Origin of the sequence: Sphingobacterium sp. DR205, assembly GCF_011064245.1 — a bacterium.
Lineage (GTDB): Bacteria > Bacteroidota > Bacteroidia > Sphingobacteriales > Sphingobacteriaceae > Sphingobacterium > Sphingobacterium athyrii.
Window position 1 is genome coordinate 3,924,788 of sequence record NZ_CP049333.1, and the last position, 26,251, is coordinate 3,951,038.

Annotated in this window: 17 protein-coding genes; 7 read left to right on the forward strand and 10 right to left on the reverse strand. The window is 34.4% G+C overall.

The features are described 5' to 3' along the window. Window positions 1–821: 821 nt before the first annotated feature. Window positions 822–1,085, forward strand: a complete 264-nt coding sequence (locus G6053_RS16905) for a DUF6520 family protein (RefSeq protein WP_165307337.1) — start codon at window positions 822–824, stop codon at window positions 1,083–1,085. A 235-nt stretch (window positions 1,086–1,320) separates the two neighbouring features. Here G6053_RS16905 and G6053_RS16910 read toward each other — a convergent pair whose 3' ends face one another. The 6 genes from G6053_RS16910 to G6053_RS16935 all read right to left on the reverse strand — a co-directional run bounded on the left by G6053_RS16910 (window position 1,321) and on the right by G6053_RS16935 (window position 11,667). Next, a complete protein-coding gene (locus G6053_RS16910; RefSeq protein WP_165307340.1) occupies window positions 1,321–2,823 on the reverse strand; it encodes a TlpA disulfide reductase family protein in 1,503 nt (500 codons plus the stop codon). 2 nt (window positions 2,824–2,825) lie between these two features. Next, window positions 2,826–4,211, reverse strand: coding sequence for a RagB/SusD family nutrient uptake outer membrane protein (locus tag G6053_RS16915; RefSeq protein ID WP_165307348.1), 1,386 nt, complete (start codon window positions 4,209–4,211; stop codon window positions 2,826–2,828). A gap of 9 nt (window positions 4,212–4,220) precedes the next feature. After that, window positions 4,221–7,736, reverse strand: coding sequence for a SusC/RagA family TonB-linked outer membrane protein (locus tag G6053_RS16920; RefSeq protein ID WP_165307350.1), 3,516 nt, complete (start codon window positions 7,734–7,736; stop codon window positions 4,221–4,223). A 217-nt stretch (window positions 7,737–7,953) separates the two neighbouring features. After that, window positions 7,954–9,099 carry a FecR family protein gene (locus tag G6053_RS16925; RefSeq protein WP_165307352.1) on the reverse strand — a complete coding sequence of 382 codons (1,146 nt, stop codon included), beginning with the start codon at window positions 9,097–9,099 and terminating at the stop codon, window positions 7,954–7,956. Window positions 9,100–9,160: 61 nt separating this feature from the next. Next, the gene (locus G6053_RS16930) at window positions 9,161–9,748 is read right to left on the reverse strand and encodes a sigma-70 family RNA polymerase sigma factor (protein WP_165307354.1); all 588 of its coding nucleotides are present in this window, start codon (window positions 9,746–9,748) and stop codon (window positions 9,161–9,163) included. 104 nt (window positions 9,749–9,852) lie between these two features. Next, window positions 9,853–11,667, reverse strand: a complete 1,815-nt coding sequence (locus tag G6053_RS16935) for an AraC family transcriptional regulator (protein WP_165307355.1) — start codon at window positions 11,665–11,667, stop codon at window positions 9,853–9,855. A gap of 200 nt (window positions 11,668–11,867) precedes the next feature. Between G6053_RS16935 and G6053_RS16940 the strand changes: the two genes are divergently transcribed. The 6 genes from G6053_RS16940 to G6053_RS16965 all read left to right on the forward strand — a co-directional run bounded on the left by G6053_RS16940 (window position 11,868) and on the right by G6053_RS16965 (window position 18,166). Then, a complete protein-coding gene (locus tag G6053_RS16940; protein WP_165307357.1) occupies window positions 11,868–12,113 on the forward strand; it encodes a hypothetical protein in 246 nt (81 codons plus the stop codon). Between the two features lie 385 nt (window positions 12,114–12,498). Next, complete coding sequence (locus tag G6053_RS16945) at window positions 12,499–12,939, forward strand: DUF1896 family protein (RefSeq protein WP_165307359.1); 441 nt, start codon at window positions 12,499–12,501, stop codon at window positions 12,937–12,939. 258 nt (window positions 12,940–13,197) lie between these two features. Then, entirely contained in the window at window positions 13,198–15,198 is a 2,001-nt protein-coding gene (mobC, locus tag G6053_RS16950; RefSeq protein ID WP_165307360.1) for a conjugal transfer protein MobC, read from the forward strand. Window positions 15,199–15,378: 180 nt separating this feature from the next. Beyond that, complete coding sequence (locus G6053_RS16955; RefSeq protein ID WP_165307362.1) at window positions 15,379–16,161, forward strand: hypothetical protein; 783 nt, start codon at window positions 15,379–15,381, stop codon at window positions 16,159–16,161. A gap of 141 nt (window positions 16,162–16,302) precedes the next feature. After that, window positions 16,303–17,901: a MauE/DoxX family redox-associated membrane protein gene (locus tag G6053_RS16960; protein ID WP_165307363.1), complete on the forward strand. Its 1,599-nt coding sequence runs from the start codon at window positions 16,303–16,305 to the stop codon at window positions 17,899–17,901. A gap of 1 nt (window position 17,902) precedes the next feature. Next, on the forward strand, window positions 17,903–18,166 hold the full coding sequence (locus tag G6053_RS16965; RefSeq protein ID WP_165307365.1) for a DUF6520 family protein: 264 nt from the start codon (window positions 17,903–17,905) through the stop codon (window positions 18,164–18,166). Between the two features lie 31 nt (window positions 18,167–18,197). Here the strand turns inward: G6053_RS16965 and G6053_RS16970 are convergent, their stop codons facing one another. From G6053_RS16970 to G6053_RS16985, 4 genes are all read right to left on the reverse strand, one after another. Further along, entirely contained in the window at window positions 18,198–20,735 is a 2,538-nt protein-coding gene (locus tag G6053_RS16970) for a prolyl oligopeptidase family serine peptidase (RefSeq protein ID WP_165307366.1), read from the reverse strand. A 1-nt stretch (window position 20,736) separates the two neighbouring features. After that, the gene (locus G6053_RS16975) at window positions 20,737–22,086 is read right to left on the reverse strand and encodes a RagB/SusD family nutrient uptake outer membrane protein (RefSeq protein WP_165307368.1); all 1,350 of its coding nucleotides are present in this window, start codon (window positions 22,084–22,086) and stop codon (window positions 20,737–20,739) included. A gap of 11 nt (window positions 22,087–22,097) precedes the next feature. Further along, a complete protein-coding gene (locus tag G6053_RS16980) occupies window positions 22,098–25,211 on the reverse strand; it encodes a SusC/RagA family TonB-linked outer membrane protein (protein ID WP_165307369.1) in 3,114 nt (1,037 codons plus the stop codon). A gap of 149 nt (window positions 25,212–25,360) precedes the next feature. Beyond that, the gene (locus G6053_RS16985; protein WP_165307371.1) at window positions 25,361–26,182 is read right to left on the reverse strand and encodes a FecR family protein; all 822 of its coding nucleotides are present in this window, start codon (window positions 26,180–26,182) and stop codon (window positions 25,361–25,363) included. Window positions 26,183–26,251 lie beyond the last annotated feature (69 nt).

The window sequence follows — 26,251 nt, forward strand, 5'->3', positions numbered from 1 at the left end:
AAAATTAAATAGAATTGGTGGCAAAAAAGTCACCATTTTTTATTTCTGATGAAATTTTAGTAGCAATTAAAAACTAATATTAATAAGCATCAGATTAAACACATCGGTGCTAATTCGCGAATTAGCACCATAAAACATTGTTTTATAACGCATTACAACTTTACTTTTGTCTTGTTCATGATGGGATTTTATAGCATCTCTGTTTTTAAAATCAAGTTGAAAGAAAATAATTAAAATCAAAATCTTTCGAAATGTAACAACAAAAAAACTAAACCATGAAAAACAAGCGATTGATTATTGAAATTGTTGTACTCCTATTGGTCATATTATTTTTATATACGGGAGTTAGCAAATTTGTAGATTTTAAAGGATTTACAAATGACTTGAATAATCAACCATTTCCGAATGGTTTAACACCGGTATTACGATGGTTGATTCCACTAACAGAAATAGTTATTGTCGCAACCCTCCTATTCGACAAAACTAGGCTATTAGGATTATACGCTTCATTTATTTTAATGAGCCTCTTTACGCTTTATACCGCCCTTGTATTGTTTCACATCTTCGCATATGTTCCGTGCAGTTGTGGAGGAGTGATAAAACATCTTACCTGGCCACAGCACCTGATATTTAATCTATTCTTTGTTGTGATCACTTACATTTCCATTAGATTATCAAAAAAAACTGAACATGAACACTTTACATATAATCAAATACCATAATTAAGATCAGTCTAAGTGAATCAAAATTATCGGGTCCAAAATAAGGGGAAGCTGAAAACCTTCAAATAGAGTAAGCACCAAATTTAAACTTTTTTTATTATGAAAAATTTCAAATTATTATTAGCTACAGCTGTTGTATTTGCTGTAGGGAGTGCATTTACAGCAAACAATAATATCGCTGGAGAATATGTATTGAATGGAGATACATGGGAGCTTAAAGACGGAGGACTATGTAGGGATGAAGCAGGTAGCATTTGTGATTATACCAAGGTAGGCTCGGCCACAACACCTGAACATCCAAATCAATATGAAAATCCGGATAATTTTACACCTAATCGCATGGATGCGCGATATGAACCTTAAAATCTTATCATAATTTTTCATGAGTATCGGGTTGAGCGTGCTTTACCCGATACATTTATTTTACAAGCCATAAAATCCTATATTATGGAATATTTTACACTTTTTTATTATCAAAAAAAGTATTGAGAAAGATCTTAATCAATAAAAAAATGATCCAAATTTTCTTTCGTAAACAAATTTGATTTAAATTAAGGTTTCAAAAATTGGATTGACAAGGAATCAATCCAATTTTTTGTTAAATATACTTTTCGATGAATGATATTAGTTTTTGCTTGTCCCTTTCAGTTTTTGGTTGTAAAATTGAAGTTGTAATGATCTTACCGTCTTTTCCGATCATTAATAAAGTAGGATAGCTTTCTATTTTATAATTTTTTATAATTGGATGACTTGTACCCTCTCCTTGTGTAAAAAGGTCGATCGAGTATTTATTAGTGTAAATCTCTTTAATAATGCTGTTGCGCCAAGTATTAATATTTTCGTCGGCACTAACACTTATAAAAACAATATTATTATTATTTTTAAAATGTTCCACAATCGGCTTTAAATTTTCCGCCATTACTCTACAACTTCCACAACCAGTGAACCAAAAATCCATAATTATAACCTTACCCCTAAACTCGTCCAATGTCCTGATCTTGCCACTAAAGTCTGGTAAGTTGAATGCAAAGGCTTTACTTCCTTGCGTATTCGTGAGACTTAAAGAAACCAGCAATCTTTTACACTCAGGATCAATAACAATTTTTTGAGCTTGTCTAATAAGACTTGATATATTTGGTAAATCCGTGAAGTTGGTGAGTAAAAATTGAGTTATGATTTTATCTCGTAATTTTCCCTTATAATTTTCAGCTAAAGTTTCCACCTCAGACTTTAACAAAAGAGAATCGTTCCGAAATGCTAATGCTTCACCAAACCCGTGCTTCTTGCGTGAAGTTTTTTTAGATACGTATGCTAAATACTTGTGTGAATAAGCCAATACAGAATCTGAAATCATATTAAAACCTGGACTATTTCTATTCAGATAAATGTTCATTAAGGAATCTCTAATATCTTTTTTTTGAACTAGATCAGCGGACGAATCAAACTTAGTAAAGCATGATGTAAAGTTTCTCCAAATTTTCTCTTCGGTATCTGCTAGTAAATTAGCAAGCAATAGAGTATAGATAAATTCCGATAGCCTACCTTTATACCAATTCAATACTTCTTGACTGCATTTTGAAGCTGCATATTGACGGTTGAGAATACTAAAGCTATCTGGAATGTAATTTGTATAATACAAAGAGTCTAAGACTGATTCACCATTATTTAAATTGTATTTTACTCGTACACTTTCCCAAGGAAAAATATTATTAATTTTATCCATTTCATACCTACACTGGTATTTTTCTGAACCTCTACCCCTAAATTTTAATTTTTCAGAGGTCACATAAATTTGAATACTATCTCCTGGTTCTGCTAAATATTGAATTATAAGATATTCTTTCTTACCTCCAATAGTCAAATAGACTATCTTATCCTGTAGTCCCGGATTTACTTCAAAATGATTATTGAGCTCAGGATCATTCAGTTTAACTTTTTCCAAAGCGGAAAGTGATGTACCGTTATGTTGATATTCAATTGTTAATGTATCTTTTTGCACGCCGGAATAAATAACATCAATATAAATCGGTTTTACTTTGTATTTTGCGAATACGAAATTTAAAGTACAAATGGCGATTATTAAGTAAATAAACTTTTTCATCTTTAGCGTATATTTTGTTGAATATTTGACTTTAGAATTTCTATAGGCGGAATCGGAAAGACGTATCTAGGGTCGTTTGGAGGTAAGGTATAGCTTTTTCCATTTATTATTTTTGTTAATGCAATTGCAAACCTACTATCCTTATTAAACCTCCTGAGATCCTCCCAACGGAGATTTGAAGTAAAAGGTAGTTCTTTACGTCTTTCGGAAATAATTAATTTCAATGCTTCATCTTCATTTTTTGCTAAGCAGGGTTTATAAATTAGCTTCTTATTCCACCGTTTCCGTAATAAACGATCCAAGAATTCCAATCCATTAGTAATATTTCCAAGTCTGAACAGACACTCGGCCTTTATCAGGTAAAGCTCGTTAGTTGCCAATCCAGAAAAATTCCCCCCATTTCCAGTTTGGTTCCCCGTAAATGAAATATTTGGAAATGATCCACGGTAAAAGATATTCTTTCTTAAATCACCATCATCATAAGACTTATATAATTCTGAAGAAACAATTTGATTTGCTCGTGAATTTACTACTGAATAACCATTCGCAAAAGAGAAAAATAATACTTCAGGATTACCAGTTTTAAAATTTGGTAAAGAATAGGTCTTAGAAGTGCTTAAATCATTATAATCAATTAGTGTATCATCTATTTTTAAAGCCATTTCTACATACTTTTTTGAATCCTGATAATCACCCATTATTAGATAAGTTTTAGCAAGTAAAGCATAAACCGCTGCTTTTGAAGGCCTTGTTTTATATTGCCCCATATCCGGCAATAACGATTCCGCTTGCAACAAATCATTAATAATTTGATCATATGTGCCTTTTATAGTTGATCGAACAGAAACTACATTAACGTCAGAATTGAGTCTTAGGGGAATTCCAAGGTCAATCGCAGTAGTTGTTGAATCATATGGCTTGCAGAATAATTGGGCAAGGTTATAAAAAGCATAAGCTCTAAAAAATAAAGCAGAACCCTTTATATTATTCCACCTATTTAGGTTACTTTCAGTAATACTTATTTTATTTAAACCTTCTAGTGCTATATTAGTATACGAAATAATTTCATATGGAGCTGACCATTCTCTAGTAGAAGTTGTAATTGAGCCCTCATATATGTCCGATTGCCATGAATAAAGATTTCTTACTTTGTAATCCTTAATAGAATTATATGAAGGGTCACTTATTGTATAGTTATCTGCGCTAACTTGTCCCAAGTAGGGGTAATAATCGTTCATAATATCAGTGTTATCCAATATTGCCTGAAAGTCATCCAAAGTTGAGGGTACAACATCTGATTTACTCGATTTCTTATCTAGCCATTCATCTTGTTTTTTACAGCTAACAATTGAAACAGCCATAAGTAAGATTAATTTTAAAGTTTTCATATAGAAAGATTAAAAGTTCGCCCGAATGCCTAAAGCATAAGTTCGAGGTAAAACAATATTTCCTGTATAACCTGAGAAAAGATTTTGGTTGAAATCAGGATCAATACCTGATTTATTTGTTCTCCATAAGATGCCTATGTTATTAATATAGCTGTACAATTGTAAAGATCTTAAGCCAATCGAAGAGCACCAATTATTAGAAAAATTATATGCAAGCGAAATATCCTGTAATCGAATATGATCCCCTTTTTCAACGAGTACCTCAGAACTTTGATAAAAGCTATTTCTATTAGTATTGGTACTATAAATTAAGGAAGGAACGCTCGTTTTAATCTCATCCCCTGGCACTTGCCAGCGAGAACTATAATCACTATTCACAAAACCTAACGTTTCCATATAATTTGTATTAGAAGAAATTTTGCGGAAATGGTAATTCAGTTTATATATTATATTCGCTGAAATGGAGAAATCACCATAAGAAAACGTATTCCTAAACGAGCCTAAAGTAGTTGGTCTTGACGACCCGTGATAAATAAGAAGGCTATTATCGTTGGAATTGATTAAATTCACATAGTCTTTTGAAATTTCACCATTATGATAACCCTGTGGGTCTCCATTTGTTGGATCAAGCCCAGCCGATTTATAAGAATACAGGCCAAATAAAGAATTTCCTTCTACAGGAAAAATCCCCCCATTAAAGGCTAAAAGAGAATTATATAAAGCTAATTCACCATTTGAATACTTTAGATCATATTTTTTGACCTTATCTTTGATATAATTAAATATAAAATTAGTTGTCCAATTAAACTTTCCTTTTATATTCTGCGAGGTAATATTTACTTCCCAACCTTTCGTTTCTACTTGTGCGGAATTTGCCTTATAACTTGTAAATCCCGTTGAAGGAGCCAGAATTGTGTTTTGGATAAGATCATCACCAATTTTATCAAACCATTCAATTGTGCCGATAACTCGATTATTCTTTGAAGCAAAATCAATTGCAAAATTTAAGTTTTTGATTTTCTCCCAGCGAAGTTCTGGATTTGGGGGACTCTTAATTGTGGCTATCCTGGCACGTGTTAAAGGACTGGTAGAATACTCTGCTGTTAGATATGCAGATGCGTTATATACATTACCATTAAATCCGTAGGTGCTACGCAATTTTAGATAAGGCAAAAGTTTAAAATGATAGAATGACTCATTGCTGATATTCCATGCTAAACCGGCAGACCACAGCGGCGTTACTTTATCGTTTACGTTGACACCAAAAATATTAGCGCCATCTTTTCTACCACTCAATGAAACGATATATCTTTTATCATAAACATATGATGCATTTGCAAAATAAGAAACAAAACGATTTGTAAATTCTGTTGGATCAACATCGCCGTCAGGAGATGGGAGCAATCGAGTTCCATAAGCTTCTGGATTAATACTATAATAAGTATCATAATTTAAATTTGTGACTGGAATTCCCAATTCATTGTCATATCCATAAAGCATATTTGTGCTGGACTTCGTAACTACCTGACGGATTTCAGTTCCTGCAATAGCATTAATTTCATGTTTATCTTTAAAACTTTGATCATAATTTAACTGCCATCTAAATGAATTTGCTTTGGTTTCCATATCTACATTTCCAAGAATACCACCTTTGGGAAATGGATATGATAATGCTTTATTAGTTTTATCATATTGAGTAAAAGTATTGATAAGATTTCTGGCATAATAGCTCTGTAAGCTATTGAAATTAGAGTTTTTACCAGTCTCATTTTCCATTTGGTATTGAATCTGAGTTTTCAGGAAATTTGTAAATGTATAGGTTGCACCAGCTTTTAATAATACATTACTGTAGGTTGTTTTATTCTTCGAAAGCGCTCTCTCCTCTAACGGTCGATATGACCAATCTAAAAAGCCCAGATTTTCCATTGTTCTTTTATAAGAATCAGCATAAACGTAAGGAACACTCAATGGGTTACCGTTTGGATCTGCCAATCTGTTATAAGGCAAATTAGAGCTGTAACCTGATCCAAGAACATTATTTGTCCGATTATAGATAATACCAGCAGACAACTCTAAATTCTTTATAGGTCTGAATGTATTGGTAGAGCTGAAGCTAGTCCTATTATAGTCACTATTAACCATATAGTTTCTATTTTTATCAATACCAAATGTCAAGGCGTAGGTTGCTTTTTGTGTACCTCCCCGCAGATTTAATGCATATTGCTGATTAAAGCTTTTCTGATAAAAATATTTTGAAATTTCATCACGAACGTCCAAATTCCTCAATATGGATAATTGGTCATTTGCCTCCTTATCAGTGATAATCCCCAACTTTTGTTTTGAATAGATCTCTACACCTCCCGATAACGCAGGATAAGTCATGGTATTTGTAATATCAGAATCGTAGTAACCTTGGTCAAAAAGATATTTTTCTATGTCTAAGTAATCAGCAGATTGAATATAGTTTCGGGAGTATTTTAAATTTGGTTTTTCCCCCATCGTAAAATTTGAATTAAATTCAATACTTAAAGGCTGATCTATTTTACCCTTTTTTGTTGTGATTACAATAACGCCATTTCCAGATTTTGCACCCCAAATTGATGCAGCCGCTGCATCTTTAAGCACAGTTATGCTTTCAATATCGTTCGGGTTTATATTATCGATATTGCCTTCGTATGGAAAATTATCTAATACTATCAATGGATCAGCGCTTACTTTGGTGTCAATCGTACTTGTTCCTCTTATGGAAATACCAGTTTTAGAATTTGAAGGCAAAAGCCCTGTGGAACTTGAAGCTTTACTAAAACTCAAGCCGCTGGTAACACCATCTAAACGATCGAGAATATTTGCACTTACCCTCCTATTTAGTAGTTGATTATCTATTTGGACGAATGACCCTGTTGCCCGCTCTTTGGGAATATTTTGGTATCCAGTAGATACGACATCTACGATATCGATGGTATTATTGGAAGGATTCAAAAAAATTGCGGCAGACTCGCTTGCATGCACTTCAGTTTTTGCATATCCAATATATGAGACCTCCAATATTGCATTATTATACTTTGCAGGAATTTCAAACGTTCCGTTTGCATCCGTAAAAAAATCTAATGCTGTTCCTTTGATCCTAACAGATGCCCCGGCAAGTGCTTCTCCTTTTTCATTACTTACCTTTCCCTTTATAAGTTCCTGTTCTTTCTCGGCAGAAGTTTTAGATTGGGGTTCCTTTCCTTTACTCCTATCTACAGAAATGATTACTTTTCCGTCAATGATATAATCAAAAGGTTGGCCTTTAAAAATTTCATTCAGAACTTCTTTCAGGTCTTTATTGTGTGCGGAAATAGTAACCGTTTTAGCAAGCCGCATGTGTCTATCGTTTATTGCAAACGAATATCCCGATTGCTTCTGTACCTGTTGAATTACAGTTTTAAATGGTGTGTCTTTCGAGATCAGAACAATCTTCTGTGCTGTTACCTTAGTACAAGCTAAGAATATCAGTAAAAAAATATAGAAGATTGCCGTTCTCATGGCTTGTCTATTTTTCGAGTGTGTGACAAGGTACTGACGATCAATTATGCGAATAGACCGCAGTTTACCATTGTCGATAATGGTATTATTCATTACATTTGAGTTAGGGTTAGTTAATAGCTTTTATAAAATCAAATTTAACCCGTAGCCGTCCCGAGTTCCAGTCGGGACGGTATCTTTTTAAAGTACTACGGGCATAAACACATATGAAACGTCTTTACCTGATGAATACCTCCCTTCCCCGAATTTCGGCTTTGACACCATAAGTATTTTCTATCGCTTTCAGCACCGATGAAAGCTTTTCACTTTTGCTGATATTGATATATGCCTTTTCGCAGTTTTTAAAGTTTCTTGGGTAGATAAAATCTACATCATACCAATTTTCTATGTCGCTGCCAATATCTTCAAGACCTACGCTTGTTCCTGTAATCATACCGTCTTTCCAGCCGATATACTCATTTACATCAATTTTATGTACCAAAACGGCATGATCTTCGACAATTGCCTGTTGACCAGGTTTCAAAATTTCAGGTATTTCGGAACGGTTTAATCTTACGGCGACACTACCGCGTATTAATGTTGTGAATTGTACTTCGGAATAAGCGCGTAAATTGAATACTGTTCCCAACACTTTGATCTGCTGCATATCTGTTTTGACAATAAAAGGATTTGCTGGGTTATGGGCAACTTCAAAATATCCTTCCCCTTTGAGCTTTACTTCTCTCTGTTTGCCTTTGAAAACCAATGGATATTCAAGCGACGAATTAGCATTAAGCCATACTTTCGTTCCATCAGAAAGGGTAATCTGATATTGTCCACCTCGTGGAGTTATTAATGTTGCATATTCAGCGTTGGTGGTATTAAGAACACTCGTTCCGTCGTCATAGGAAAACCCAGAATCATTAATGCGTATTCCCTGATGATCATCTAGATTGATGGATTGCCCTGTGGAAAGTTTAATTGTTGCCTTATTTGAACCTGGAAGAATATCATCAAGAGCAATAACAGGAGTTTGATGTGTTTCATTAGTATGATTGATATAAAGCCAAGTGCCAGTACCGAACGCTATAACAAGGCTTGCCGCAATTCCAGCAACTCGAATAAGCTTAATTCTTCTTTTTTGTTTGATTTTTTTTTCAACAAGTTTAAACTGGGAATCTGTATTGGTAGGAAACAGCTCTTTAATTGCGTCAGCAAGAGTCTCCTCATCTTTCAAATTTTCAAAAAAAGTGCGGTTGGTTTCGTCCCTTTGTAACCAATTATCAAGTGTAGACTTCTCATTGTCCGTCAGGGGAATTTCCTGAAGAACCTTTTTGAGTATCTTAATAATCTCGAAACTATTGTTGATATCTTGCCTATTCATTGTTCCTTTTTTATATAGAAACAGGAAAAGGGTATCGTTGGACTAAAAGAAACTTGAAAAATTATAAATTAATTAACAAAAATGCGATTCCAGCGCCACTGAGCCTCTTTTTTAATATAGAAATCGCTCTGGCTTTTTGAGCTTTCACAGTACTTACAGTTATTTCAAGATCTTCTGCAATTTCTTTTGTACTCCTATCTTGTTCAAAAAACTGCTTCATAATCTGTCTACATTTTGTTGGGAGTAAATCAATTTCAGAACTGATTTCGCGAACCACTTCAGAATAGATCATATCGTTCAAAATTTTATCTTCGGATTCATCAAATGCTGCTATATAGTGGTCATATCGACGAAGACGAACTTTCTCTTTTTCAATCCTGTTCAGGCAGGCATTTTTTGCAGATATATAGAGAAAAGCTTTTACACTCTCGAATGTTTTAAAAGACGCTCTTTTATCGTACAGCTTTACGAAGATGTCCTGCACGATTTCTTCAGCATCGTTGAGGTGATAACGAAAGATCATCCTATTGGCAAAAAAAACAAGGGCGGGTTGGAATTTATGGAAGATTTCGCTAAATGCATGACGATCCCCTTCTGCAAATTTCAGCGCCAAAAAATCCTGCGTCATATTATCCGAGTTCATCATCATTCAGGGGTCAAGTAATATAAAATTACAGATTATTTTTCATAAGCTCAATTATTATATAAAAAAGAACATGAATTATGATGGTCAAAAAAAGATGAAAGGTTTGTTTAATCTGCTTGGTCGGAAGGTTCAATATCCTCGTTAGTAAGCATGTTTAAATCTTTTTGTCGATTTTTTATAAAATCTATTGGACGGATACCGTTTATTTCCTGGAAGATTTTTGAGAAATTAGATCGGGAGGCAATACCACATTTTTCGGCGAGGGTTTCGACTTTGTAGGTCAGAAATTTTCGGTCTGTATAAAGTTTATGAGTGATATAGCCAATTCTCAAATGTTTAAGATAGGAATTAAAATTCTTGCCTTTATACTCATTGATTATTTGAGATAGATAGTTGGAATTGGTGCCAAACTTAGTTGCTAATTTAGAAATTGTTAACCCAACTTCTATAAATTCAATATCCTTTTCAAACTTTTCCAATTTGATTAAAATTTCATGCTTAATGTTTTCCTCGATATCCTGGGTATCCTGTTCCTTTTCTTTTAAAGGTTTTTGTGATGATAAGAACAAATTATTATTGAGGATTATGTGTTCTAATGCTTTATAACTTTTTTGAATCTTTTTTTCTTTTCTTTTGTGTATTATGATGATTAAAATCAGAGTAAACAATGCTAAGACAGCAATAATTATACTCATCCAAAAACCCCTAGATTTTTCGTTATTAAGTCTAACCACTTCGTCAGTCAGCGTTTTTGTATCATATTCTTTATGAATCTTAGATGATAAGTACGTAAAATCTTTGTTTAAAACATTATCAGCTTTTAGTAGCTGTTCCGAATAATAGAGCTCTTTTCGTATATTGTTTTCCTTTTTATAATGGTCAATCAGTAGTTCATAATTATCCCTCAGTTCAGGTAATATGAAAGTGTGTTTTTGAAACACTGAATCAACCTTCTGGAAATAAGCCACCGCAACAGCATTATTACCCAAAGCAAGATAGGATTTGCCAAGATAAGAGTAACAGACTGTTACTCCAGCAAAATCATTCACTGCATCTATTGATCCAATGGATGATCTTAGTGAAGATATAGCACTCTGGTATCGCTTTTTCCTGTATTCATCAATTCCTTTTTCCTTCAGGAAATAACTATATTCCTGCATATACTCCTTACTTCCGGAGGTACCAGAAAGACCAATACAAATAAGGGAGTCTGCAGCTTCATAATTTCCAAGATTCCGGTAGCAGACTGCCATTTGATGAACACTATTATAATATCCCCTAACATTGGCATATAGGATGTTTGGGTGCATCTCTTTTTTTGTTTCTGTTTGAAAAAAAGCACTTGTCGTCTTAAAATATTCTATAGCATCCTCGTAATAACCACAATAGCTCTTTACTACCCCAATAAGGTAAGATAATCGATTTTGATAAAATTTATCTTTGCCATTTCTCGAATACTTATAAGCTTTAAGGTACTCGTCTAAAGCCAATTTATATTTCTTAAACTGGAAATAGTACACCACACCTTTCTCAAGATAAGCGGAACTAATTTGTTCATTGTTTCCAGTCATTTTCGATGCCCATATTGTACTATCTGCAAATTTAAGTTTATCATTAGGAGCGGGTGAATATAGTATTGCGTCAAGATATCCCCGCACAAGTCTTTGATAGTCCTTCTCCCTCTTAGCCTTAGCAATATATTTTTCAATAAAAGGTTTTGCGCTCGCGTCATTTTCTGTGAGCCCCTCATAATTTCTTCTGATCAGATAATAATCGCTGTATTTTTCATTCTTTTGCGCAAAAAGGCACTGACTAAACAGGGTTAATAGGATAATAGTATAATAGCAGGCCTTGGTTTTCATGTGATTTGGTAAGTTTACCTTTAAATTTATAAAAATTCCCCCAATTACGACTACGGTCATCAGTAATGCTACTATTACCAACTAACCATCACATAACCAATATCATTAGCATTTAATATGCTGTGTCAATTGGTGAATTAGCACGTGCGCATTCCTGAATGAGCGCAGGTAACAGTTTTCTACCACCGCTCAGACCTATAATTTCGTCGTCAGAATTCTATTAATGTCCGGGACCTGGATAATTTTTAAAACCAACTACAATGAAAAAAATTATCTCAATAATTCCAATTTTGGCGGGAATTGTTTTTATGAACTCCTGTAGACAACAGGAAGATGAGCAATACTATGATGAGCAAATGAACAGCACAAAAATCATGGGGAAAGAAATTAAAAAGCATGCAGACAGTGTGCAACAAACGTCATTTCAAAGTGAATATGATGAAAATGGAAACATTATAACAGATCCGCCCCCTAAAAACGGCGGGCAATGGAAAATTCAAAATTAATTTTTTTAGTTCGTATATATGCAGTGCGCAATGCATATACCACGAACTGAGATGGATAAAATATACTATAGAATAATCCATCTTTTGATACCTACCTTCGAGCAAGGATAAAAAAATCGAGAAATGGTATCTTATCAAATTCCGCATAATAAGACTCGACAAGCAAGTTTTTCTAAATTCTTTCAATAGGTCTTTTACTCACAACACGTTTTTATAGATTCCGTATCTGACAGCTTTCCTTATGCCATCATGACTTTGCAGCAGTTAAAAATGATTCAACTAAGCCATTGAAGGCCATTTGGAGCCAAACCCAGTCAAATCAAAAACTTCAACTTATTACTGTATTAAGTTTATTCATTAATTAGAATCATTAATATTTTATGCTATGGATATACAAAAAAATGTGTCTTATTTTAAGTTAAGACTTCAGGAATTATTAAACACAAGTTTTCCCGAAAAAGCCTACAACAACAAATTTATTAATCAGCGTTCTCAATGGGCATTTAATGCATATGAAGGAGCATTGTCCGGCGGAAACCCACAAGAGGAATGTGAAAAAATTGCTGATTCAATCTTATTTGAGGGACTTTACTTCTCCAAATTTGATTGTATTTTCAAAGTTGTCAGTTATGAATTTGATACCATGATGGCAGATGAAGAACTAAGACCTTTTGCATTGAACATGCTGAATATCTGTGAACCTGTATTTTTTAAATATGAAATCTCAGATGATTTTTTATACACAACAGATTACGACCTGTTATATGATGAACTGTCTGAGTTCATTTCATGTTGGATTAAAAATGATAATGTTGAAAATTCATGATCTTCCGAATGAAGATTGTACTGAATAAAAAAAGACTGTTAATACAAAACAATAAGATTAACAGTCTTTAATACATTACAGCAATTATCTATCAATAACCTTTGTTCCTCTCTATTTCCTTTTTATCATTTACTAAAAGAGGTGTTTTAACATTATCTAAATGTTAGCGCCAAATAATGCCTTTTTAAGACATTAAATTCCTATTTGACAACTAGATCAGCTAATCCGATAAATTCACATTCAATCAAATTTATCAATATGCAAGGAGAAGATGATTTAAGGGGATTAGCAAAAATAATGGCATTCATGCGTGCTGTAAGCATCATTTTGATGCTAATGCATTTTTACTGGTTCTGTTACAGCGCTTTTGTTGACAAGGGCTGGACACTAGAAATAATTAACAAGATATTATTTAACTTTCAACGGACGGCTGGGCTATTTTCACATCCTCTTAATAGTAAAGTATTTTCATTTGTTTTATTAGCACTTAGTTGTTTAGGAACAAAAGGGGTCAAGAATGAAAAAATAAAATGGGTGAATATCAATATCGTTCTTATCAGCGGAATTATATTATTCTTTTTTAATACACCGCTGTTGCAGCTCTCTCCAGATGTAGGTTTTTTTCTATATATCTTATCTGCAAGTCTCGGTTTTATCGCATTGATGGTTGCCGGAATCTGGGTAAGTCGTTTATTGAAGAATGACTTAATGAAGGATGTATTCAACAATGAGAATGAAAGTTTTCAGCAAGAAACCAAATTGATTGAGAATGAATACTCTGTAAATCTGCCAACAAAGTTTTACTACGGGGGCAAATGGAACGATGGTTATGTAAACGTGGTTAATCCATTTCGCGCCTCAATTGTCTTAGGTACCCCAGGATCTGGTAAATCATATGCCTTTATAAACAACTATATTAAGCAACACATCGAAAAAGGTTTTGCGATGTATATTTATGACTTCAAGTTCGACGACCTTTCAACAATTGCATACAACCACCTTCTTAAACATAGCGGCAAGTATAAGGTTAAACCAAAGTTCTATGTTATTAATTTTGATGATCCCCGTAGAAGCCACCGCTGTAATCCACTTAACCCAGGCTTTATGACTGATATATCAGATGCGTATGAAGCCGCTTATACAATCATGCTAAACCTCAATAGGTCGTGGATACAAAAGCAAGGGGATTTTTTCGTAGAATCACCAATTATTTTACTTGCAGCCATTATCTGGTTTCTGAAAATCTATGATAATGGCAAATACTGCACTTTCCCACACGCTATAGAACTGCTTAATAAAAAATATGAGGATGTTTTTACTATTCTCACCTCCTACCCCGAATTGGAAAACTATTTGTCGCCTTTCATGGATGCCTGGCAAGGCGGCGCACAAGACCAGTTACAGGGACAAATAGCATCGGCAAAAATTCCATTATCACGAATGATAAGCCCACAGTTATATTGGGTAATGACCGGAGACGATTTTTCGCTGGATATCAACAATCCCGAAGAGCCTAAGATTTTGTGCGTGGGTAATAATCCAGACAGGCAAAATATTTATTCTGCCGCATTGGGTTTGTACAATTCAAGAATTGTAAAACTCATTAATAAGAAAGGACAATTAAAGAGTTCAGTAATCATAGATGAGCTGCCAACAATTTATTTTAGGGGCTTAGACAATTTGATAGCCACTGCCCGTAGCAATAAGGTGGCTGTTTGTTTGGGATTTCAGGATTTTTCACAGTTAATACGTGATTATGGCGATAAAGAAGCTAAAGTAATACAGAATACGGTTGGCAATATTTTCAGCGGACAAGTAGTTGGAGAAACTGCAAAAAATCTTTCTGACCGTTTCGGAAAAGTTCTACAAAAACGGCAGAGCATAACCATTAATCGTAACGATAAATCAACATCCATATCAACACAATTAGACAGTCTCATTCCTGCTTCAAAAATTTCAACCCTTACACAAGGAATGTTTGTAGGAGCAGTTTCGGATAATTTTGATGAGCGCATAGCTCAAAAAATCTTTCACGCAGAAATTGTAGTTGACAATGAAAAAGTCGCTGCTGAGACTAAGGCATATAAAAAGATTCCAGAGATTTTGTCCTTTACGGATGATAATGGATGCGATGGTATGAAAGAAGTTATTGAGAGGAATTACAGACAGATAAAACTTGAAATCCTAGGGATAATTGAGAAAGAAATAGATAGAATCTCAAATGACCCAGATTTAGCTCACTTACTAAAAAAGGAATAGTGTTTCATAAGAATGCTCCATAAGTGCCGCTCAGAATATATTGATTATCACTATATTTAATGATAGTTACGTTTTACAATAATTTTACATTTTCTTTAGAAAACCAAAAATAATTCATTACTTAGTAGAATACTGGATTTTCTTTCATGTAAGAAATTTGTTACACTAGGTGACCGATTTATGAACACATACTTATTATCACAGGTAGAAAAAGTCGTTAAGGACTCGATCGAAGAGTTTTCAAAACTTCCCTGGATTTTTCCTGCATTTCATACCAGCCAAATTGATGTACTGCAGCTTCAGTTAAATAAACTAATGGATTACTACATTGGATTTTTTCAAAAAACTGGTTTTCTGCCAAAAGAAATGGATTTATTTAAAAGTTCTTGCGTAATTGAACGGAGGATAAAGGATTTTAAAAAACCCAAACAGGATGAAATTTTAACGGGATTCTCCTTTGTAATTGATCAGATTTCAGATAATGTTCGCAATCGGATAGTTCCTATTCATCTCCAATATTCAAAGGCCTCAAATTTTGCCTTACTGACTGGTATTGCAGCGACTGATCCTTGTGGTAAAAATATAATTTTTATGCTACATGAATTTGTAATACCCAAGATGATCATAAATATTATTCCGAGGGATTTAGTCTATATACATCGTCTATTAGAAGGGTATCAAACAAAAGTAGAACCATCCCTACAGGAGTATGTAGCTTCGTTTAATAAAAACTACAAACAACTTCAAAAGGATTGTAAGGTCTATTTAGAAGATACTTTTTACCAGTTTTACATGAAATTAAAAATGATTGGAGCAAACCGTGATATACTTTTTACCGACAAGACCCTTAAAGAAGTTGCTTATAATAATCGGTTCAATGATTACTTAAATATGTATCGAGTATTCAGCCAACATTACAAAATATCTTTGGTTGATATACCAAGATTCAGGCATATGCTTTAGTTTCTACAATTAATTTCCTATAAAAGGGAATTTTTGACAATAATAAAGTCTTTTTTTGATATACATTTTCTGGTATTAGATATATTTTCTCTTAAAAGGTTTCTGAAATTTGTTTATGAGATAATCAATAAACAGATTGTGATGAATAATTTTCTTAAATATCTAAAAGATTATGCAAATATCGTTGCTATTTTAATGGCACTATTGTTTGTGTATGCTGCGATGAGCAAGATACTAGATTTTGAAAATTTTCAAGTGCAGTTGGCTCAATCCCCACTTTTAAGCGCCTATGCAGGAATAATTTCATTTGCTGTTATTATTGTGGAGCTAGCTTTAGCAATTTCACTTTGTCTCCCTAACACTCAGAAATTGGCTCTTTATGGCTCGCTTGGTCTTATGTCTGCTTTTACTATTTACATATACCTTATTCTAAAGTACAGCGACTTTATTCCTTGCTCATGTGGTGGAATACTAGAAAAATTAGGGTGGACCGAACATCTTATTTTTAATATTATATTCGTTATTCTTGCATTTACAGCGATCATTTATAAAGAAAGAAAAATAAATCAAAAACGAAATCTAACTTTCCACTTCTTAACTAGCTTTTCAACCATCATTATTAGCTGCGGCATTGTGGTAGCGCTCTTTTTACGTTCAGAACATATTATAAAAAAAGAAAATAATTTTACAAGACGATTTTTGCTGCATCCAATAATTCAAGACAGAAGCCTTGACCTTGGTGTGAATTCTTATTATTTCGCAGGTATGGATCTAGGTAATATATACTTGGGTAATAAATCTGCGCCTTTAGTTATTACTAAAATTGACACGGGACTGATTAAAACATCTGCGGTAAGGGCTAAGCTTGATAAGCGCGATCACTCCTTTAAGAATCTGAAGTTACAGGTACGAGTTCCTTTCTATTATCTGTATGATGGCACCGTACCTGTAATATATAGGGGATATCTGATGGATTCTCTTGCTTCCACGATTAGTTTTGGAGATGCCTATTTTCAACAATTAGCCATCCTTGATTCAATGAAGTTTGCCATCAGAACGCAAAGGACATCAGATAAGCAATACACCCTGGCCTCATTGGATCTGAACAAAGAAAAAAAATTGGAGTTAAGGCCTTCAATTTTGGAAAAACAGCTTGACGGTGTTTTCGATGTGGATGGAATTTTAGCTTCACATAACAATTCATCCAAGTTAGTATATACCTACGTTTATCGAAATCAATATATCGTTTTAGACAGTACATTAAACGTTTTAAACAGGTTTAACACGATTGACACTACGAGCAGAGCAAAAATTTCTATAACGAGGTTGTCTAATGGCAGTAATAAAATGAGCGCACCGCCATTTAGCGTAAACAAAGGCTCGGTGATAAGTGGTAACTTACTATTCAACCAATCCAGTTTAAAAGGGAAACATGAGCCTACTGAATCGTGGAAAAATTCCACAATAATAGATGTCTATAGTTTAGATGAACAGCAATATATTGGGAGTTTTTATCTTAGAAATAAAAATAATCTTAAGATGACATCAATGATTGTTGGTGATGATTTTCTGTACGTTATCATTGGAAATGAAATAATCCGTTACAAAATAAGGACGGGTGCATTTAAATTGAATACTAAACGAAGCAGGTTACTCAGGGAGAAGCCTGCGGATCAGGATACAAAAAAAGGGATTGCCGAAAACCTTGAAAAGATTAGGCATAAACCATTATACTCTTAATATGAAAAAGATATTATTGCCAGCTCTCATTGTAGCAATGGGAGCAGGAGCTGCTTTTGCAGGCAATCTTGTGAGTAAGTCGTCTAAGGCTATTCCTACTTATCGTATTGATGCACAAACTCTTCAATGTGTTCCTGTAGATCAGGATTGTGACGAAGGTGGATCATTTGTATGTAAATGGGATGCAGGTGATGGTTCAGCGTTGCACCGCGTGCAAATGAGCGAAACCCAATGTTCGCAAGAGCTAACCAGAAGTTTTAAGTAATTTGGTGAAGTATGCAGGAAATGGCAATGCCCTACAACATTATTGTTGGGGGCAATGCACCTGCATCCTTTTTCATTTGCTTATTGATCCAAGGTATGTCATTATTGACTTTTAAAAAATAATCCCACCATTGTAATAGTTTGATGGAAAGATCTTTCTCTTCAGGAGTCTCATTAAGAAAAGCATGTCCCTGATTTTGATAAAATAAAGCTATTACATCCTTTTGATATCGACGGAGCCCAATATAAAATTCCATCACTTGATCCCATGCAATATTCTTGTCTTTTTTACCTGCCCAAAGCAAAATTGGGGCAGATATGTTCTGTACGTTAAGAATTGGACTATTATTGAAATAAAGTTCTTTATCGGCAGCAACAGATGTTCCCATTTGATACTGCTCACTTTCAAACTGAAAATAAAAGGGTTTTCCAAAATTATAATTATAGGAATAGTATGATCTAATAATATCGCTGTTTCCAGCACCAGAAATGTATGCAGCGAAACGATTGGAACGTGTGGCAATAAAGTTAGTTTCGTATCCACCATGAGAATGACCTCCTAGACCAATTTTAGTACTGTCAATAGTGGGAATTTTCAATGCAGCATCCAAGGCTTTATTTACACATTCAAGGGATGAAATACCAGGGCCGTCCTTTCCATAAGTTATGTCTGGTAAGTAAACAAAATAACCTCTTTCTATTAAGGTACGTATTTGGAATCCAACGGGAAAATCATTGTTGGGAGATAAATATTCATTGGAGAAATTTCTTTGCATTTCATAAATGTGAACTACCATCGGATATTTTTTTGCTGAGCTATAGTTTTGCGGATAGTATAGAGTCCCATGAAGATCTTTTCCTACAGCTGAATAGCTTAAAATCTGCTGTCTGATGGCTTTAGCGCTCTTATCCCGTATATTACCATCGAATAGAAGCGTTCTTTTTCCATCATATGTATACTTATATAAAGCTGGTGGCTGATTGAAATTTTCTTCCACTGTTATTAGATGGGCAAGTGACGGAGTAAAAACAATATTTTTTATATAATTTGTCGTTGTTTTTATATATGTTCTCCAGTTTCCATTCTGTAAAATTTTGTAGGATGATTGATTGCTTTCTTTATCGTAGTTTTCCACCAATATATAATTTGTTTGCATTTGCGAGATTGCTACCGAACCATTTCTAATTGTAGATAGATTTTCTATTTTTTGCACATTGGAATTACCTGTTGGAAGAGCCACAATCGTACGCATTTCAATATCGTAAGACCAGATACCAGTGGAACTTTCAAAATAGATTATTTTTCCGTTTTTTGAAAAAACAGGATATTCAAGACCGTAAGAATCAATTACTTTTTCTTTATCTCCGTTCATTAGAAACACTGTCCATCTAATGCCATCATTGGAAGCCAAAAATCTTTTTCCATTTGGGGAGCAGAAGATTTCTTCACCCAATTTCCTCATTCGTCCGGTTTTCTTTGTTTGTTTCATTAATTTTAGATCGCCCAAGCTCCTAGAGATACCTGTATTTATATCATAGATATACGCGTCATTGAGTTCTGGTGCACTGGTGATAAAATTGTGTCTTTTGCGGGGGATGTACCATAAAAAATAACGCTCACTATTAATATTTTGAATCTCCGCATTGTGTTCAGGAACAATGATCTCTTTTGGTTTATCCCCGTTGTTCCATATCCAAAAATTTTTCTTTTTAAATCGCAACATATTTTCATTGACAAATGGATCATTGCCGTACCAGATATCAAGGATAGGATCTTCTTTTTCAGTAGGCTTGGCTGTTGCTTTTATCAGGTAAGTTTTACCACCTTGGATTTCGTCAAATTTTACTTCTGATTTTTCTGCGACAGCCATTTTAAGCAGTTGTTTATTTGATTCGCCAACATTAATTACAGTTAAATTATCTTCTCCATTTTTTCCACTCTCGATGATAATTAACTCTTTCGCGGAAGATGTCAAATCTATTTTTGAGATTTTATTGGTCGTTGAGTAGATCTTTTTAGTATGTGAGCCATCAGTTTGCATAACCCTCCATTCAGTAAGATTTTTTTGCAAATAATACACCATATTTTTTGAATCTGAAATCACTTGTCCATCATCTGTTTGAACATCTAATATACTCTGTCCCAAAAGATTATAAAACTTCAATTTCTTATCCTTTGTAAGTAAAGCAAATCGATTTATTCTGTCTAATTTATAAGCGGATAACACATTGTCATATACATATCTATTATTGCTGAGTAGATTTAAAAATTCTGCTTTGTTATTACTCAAACCCAAGACTGCTTGATCTTCAATGAAAATAGGTATTGCGGAACAAAGAATTTTTTTTGGTTGCAATGCCTGATTCTTGATATTTATGATAAACATCGTGTCAGATTTTTGTCGGTATAGTTTTTTTATAGCGACCCAGTTTCCACTTGCCGATATGTGAGGTTTTGCCAAGGAGACAAATTTTGATTTCCAGTCATATATTGTATCACTCTGGTTCTGTGCTGCTATCAGCACAGAACCAGAGAAGATCATCAATAATCTTAACAAAATTATTTTCATGTTAATAACCGTGGTTTTGAGGTTGGAGGTTAGTATTGAGCAAAATTTCCTTTTGAGGTATCGGCCAAAGTTTATGAAAATCTTTCCAGTTTGGCTTTACTCCTAAAAGAGTATTCAGCTTGTCCATTCTTTTAAGATCAAGGAAGCGATGTCCTGTCTCTGTAAAGAATTCACGTCTGCCTTCCAGTAGAATTTCATCCAACATTGCATTTTTATTTGAAACAACCGTAGAAGGTATTCCTGATCGTTGGCGAATTGCATTAATGTATGGAAGGGCATCTGTCAACTTATTTTGCTGGACAAGTGTTTCAGCTAAAAGTAAATAAACCTCTTCCTGTCTGAATATAATCGAATATTCATTGGTATTGGAGTTGTCGCGAATCTTATATTTTTCTGCTCTATACCACGTTTGCCCGCTATAGGTAACTTTCGCCATCCAGTTTTGTTTTCTTAAATCTGAATCTTGGAATGTGTTTACAAGGTTTGTAGTTAATGCATACAAGAAAGGTTTTGCATTGGTAAAATAGTAATTTGTTGCCTGCGGTAAAGATTTGTTGTTTGCTGGTTTCAATTGCCACAATATATGTTTGCCTGACTTTTGAAAAACTTTTGTAATATCTGTTTCTATTTGGTATAATGACGATAGCCTTATTTCATTCAGAAGCGTTTCTGCGCTTCCCCAATTCTGTTTAGCCATATATATTTTTGCCAAAAGTAGTCTTGCCACCATTTTATTGGGGTAAATACGTTCAGAATTTCGATAATCGTCCGAAAGGAGCGTTAAAACCTGATTAAGATCATTTTCCATTTTTGAGAGTACTTCTGGCGATGGTGTTTTTTTTATGACCTGATTAACATTATAATCCGTTGTAATAGGAAGAGGAATATCACCATACAACTGGTTTAAATAAAAGAACATTAATGTTCTGATCAATATAGCTTCACCTATCAGGTATTTTTTATCATTGGTGCTTATGCCAGTCGAGTTCCCGACACCTTCTATGATTGAATTAGCGCTATAGATATGTTTGTATGCATTAGCCCATATATTGTAAACGATCAGATTAGTATCAATCTGTTGATTGCGATACAGTTCTTGATTAGGTGTTATGGTGGGACTAAATTCGTCAAGTTCGTCAGTGTAAAGTGACAAGGTGGCATCGAGGTTAACACCTGATATAGGAGAATTTACCATTACATCGGCATACAGTGCCGCTAACGCTGAATTTGCTGTTTGCACATTCGAAAACACTTCCTCCCTATCAATCTGATTATTTGGAATATCTACTTCGATTAGCTTTTCACATGAGATGAACAGTGCAAATATTGGTATTATTAAAATATTTTTCATTTTTTTATATTTTATAGATTAAACTGGATTCCGAACATATACGTTCTTGAAAGTGGTAGTGAGCTGGAAGAGAATAATTCAGGGTCTATGTCGAAAAAATTGGTCCATGTTACTAGGTTTTGTCCTTGAAAATATATTTTGACATTTTGAAAGATTGAACTTTTTAAAGGAAGACTATACCCTACCTGAACATTTTTTAGCCTAATAAAAGATGCATCTGAAACGGTTGCTGTACTACGACGGAAGAGTGTTTGGCTACCATCGCTATCGGTAGTCCGATATGGCATATAAGTACCATTTGGGTTTCCTAATGACCATACATCCAAAACCTCTGTGGGCTGATTGGTCATACCACCGGGTAATGCAAGTGCCGCATTGAAATTACTTCTATCTTGCTTCACGAATTGAAATAGAACAGATAAATCCCAATTTTTATATTGAAAAGTATTACTAAGGCCCCCAAAAAACTTAACACCGATTTCCCTAATTATTTTATTATCATCAGGTGAAGATATTTTCCCGTCCCCATTGAAATCTGTAAATTTATACCGCCCCGTTTTGGGGTCAATCCCTTCTAATTGGTAAAGTTTGACAATCTGTGTTGAATAACCAATTGCAAATTGATTAGCGTATGATGAACCTTCTAATCCTGGAAATGATATAAGTTTGTTTTTTGGAAAGCTGATATTGAAGGAACTGTTCCACTTAAAATTATGGGAGATAATCGGTTTTCCCGAGAGTTCGATTTCTAATCCTGTGTTCTGAACTGTTGCATTAAGATTGGCCATTACACTGCTGAAACCAGTTACAGCAGAAAGCTGGTAGCCAACCAATTGGTTTGATGAGCGGTTCCTGTACCATGCGATGGTTGTATTTATTCGGTCCTTTAGGAACCCAAGTTCAATTGCTGCTTCCAGCTTACGCGTTTTTTCCCAACTGTAATTCGGATTAAATAAACGAGAAGGTATCAGACCTGTTGTGTTATTATATATCAAAGTAGGAGAAACAGTATAATTATCCAGGTATTGAAAATCACCAATATTATCACTTCCTGCGGCACCATAACTTCCACGGATCTTTCCGAAACTTAACCAGTTCAATCTATCAAAAAGAGTTTCATTTGAAAATATCCAAGCTGACCCAACTGCTCCGAAATTAGCAAAACGGTTATTTGTCCCGAATCGGCTGCTTCCGTCACGTCTTCCGGTAATATTTATAATATATTTTTTTCTAAATTGATAGTTTAGCCTTCCGAAAATTGCAGCATAACGATATTCAATTGAAGATTGATCCCCCACTGTAATAGTTTTTGCAGCTCCAATATTTGTGATAAATTTATTACTTTCAAATCCTACACCTGATAATTCATCAGTGTCGCGGACACTCCTCTGGAAGCTTCCTCCAAGCAGTAGTTCCAGCTGTTGATTTTTCCACTTTCTCATCCAGCTAAGCTGAGGTTCTGTTATCAGTGAGAAAATCTGTTGGTTTCTTTTTGCTGCTTGGGAATAGGCACTTGTAGCTGCAACAGCTATAGCAGGATTATACATCGTATTAGGCATCAAGGATAATTCGTCAACAGTAGTATAATTCAGACCTGCATTCAGTCGAAATTTTAGATCACGGTATATTTTATATTCAGCATTGGCATTACTTTGGAAAAGTTTACTATCATTGGTGTAGCTTGCGTTGAAAGCTGCAAGGGGATTAGTAAAGGAAGTACCAGCCCAGTTTAAACTCCCATCAGATTTATAAAGGTCGGGAGCAACGGGAGCTAGCGTATATGCTCTGCTTGCAATTTCAGCTCTCACGACATTATTTTTTTGGCTGGAAAACATATTCGAAATATTAATTTGCAATTTTTTGTCTTTCGAACGATGTGATAAATTTGTATTGATCGTATTACTTATGTATTTGAATCCTTGAGCATAGACTGTGGTTTGTTCATTGTGCCCCAGAGACACTAAAAAGCTAGTTGTATCACTCCCCCCTGTTAGTGAAATCTGTGTATCGCTAGACGTAGCTTTGTGTCCAATCAATGTTTTAACCCAATCCACTTCATTGTTTTCCCAAGTTCCATTCAGGTCATATGCATTAATGGGGAAAGTAGTTATCCCCTCATTAGCGAATGCACTTCGACGCATATAGAGATATTGCTCTTTGTTCATAAGCTTAATATTTGAAAAAGCTTCACTTATACCGTAACTTGTCGTGAATTCTGTTCGGATTTTACCTGATCTACCTTTTTTAGTAGTAATCAAAATTACACCATTAGCTCCCTTTGAACCGTATATTGCGGTAGCATCAGCATCCTTTAGAACCTCAACACTTTCAATATCATTTGGATTTATGCTATTTAAAGGATTCATTCTACCTCCTGGAATAGCCAATACCGATGTGCTGGAGAAATCATTTAGTGCATTGCTCAAAGGGACACCATCTACAATATATAAAGGGATATTTCCATCCAATCCTATTGCACTGCTTGTTCTAAGACTATTTTGACCTCTGATTTGAATATTATATCCGCCTCCTGCTACTCCTGAGTTCTGGCTTATGTTTACGCCTGTCATTCGCCCCTGTAAAGCAGACAGCACATTTAAGACTGGCTGATTTTCAATCTCTTTCGCTGTTACTTTTGATATACTCCCAGTTCGCTCTTTGGCTTTAACAGAATAATAGCCTGCACTTAATGTAACCTCTTCAATTGTGGCTTCTCTATTTGCAATAGATTCTGTACCTTTTGTTGATCGTAAAGTGTCTAATACTGGTATAATATCCACATTATCTGATTTAGCAGAGGTCGTGGTCTTCTTTTCTCGAATTATAACAGTATTGTTGTAGATCAGCACTTCGAAAGGGATATCTCTAAGCATTTTGCCAAGGCAGTCAATAATTGATTCATTAACACACTTTGTACCCGAAACCTTATATCCCTTTAAAGATTCTTTCGAGTATGCATACTGTTTAATTTTGTTCTCTGATAGAAAACGTTCAATAGCTTCTGGTGCTGAAAGAGCTCCAGCTTCATATTTCACCCTCATTTTAGAGAGTGTCTGTTGTTGCTGACCACTAAGGGAATTTATCCCTAATAAAAAGAATATGGTAGCTGTGCAAAGATTTTTCATATTTTTGCATAAGTATTAAGATTAGTAACTCAATTTAAAATCTGTTCTAGTTTTGTACATGACCGACGGAGGCAACCGTCGGTTTTTTTCATTGTATGAAACTGAACTATCGATGTGGTATCATTGCTGGTGTGATTAGGCACCAAAGCTTATTTTTCCAGTTCAAATGTTTGATCATTTATTTCTTTAAGATTTAGGTTAGTTTGTAATGCGACGGTTTGAAGCAGTTCTTTTGCCGTTAAGTCCTTAGCTGTTATAGTAATTTTTATATTTTCGAGTTCTGCAGAATGGATGATGTTCACGCCATATGTTTTTTTTAGCACTTCTACTACATTTCCAAGGGAGCATTCATTGAACGATAGACTCGGCAGATGTTCTACTTTTGACTTGTCAATTCTATCAGTTACTGAAACCGTCCCTACCTGTGCAATTCCCATATTAGAAAATGTTTCTTTGGGCTTAAGTTCAAATATTTCCTTTGGGTTTCCTGCTTGATAGACTTCGACTTTCCCTTCATATAGATCTACACTGAAAGTTTTTCCACGTTGGGAAATTTTAAAGACAGTTCCTAATACCCTTGTTTCATAGTTCTTTCCGTGGACAATAAAAGGATGCTCTTTTGATTTAGATATTTTAAAAACTGCGTCACCTTCAAGGTTTACTTCTCTAATGTTTGCTGGAAAAGATTTTTCAACAGTCAACTTTGCTCCTTTTAGCAAAATGACTTCCGACCCCTCAGAAAGTATAATACGAGTATCGTTGTCTTTCGCAATATAGATGTCAGGTTTGAACATCAGATTATAGCCCACTATACAAAAGATTACTAATATTATAGCCGCAATACCGGTATAAGTTCGAATCTGCTTTAATCGTTTTTGCTCTTTTTTCCGTCTTACAGAAGTGAAAAAGTCTTCCCAGATTTTTTTTTCGTCTTCTTTGGTCAGATAAGGAATATTTTCATCCTCTTCCATAATAGCTTGTTTATTATATATATGAGGAAATGAAAAAAAACCACACGATGAATATGAATAATTAACGTT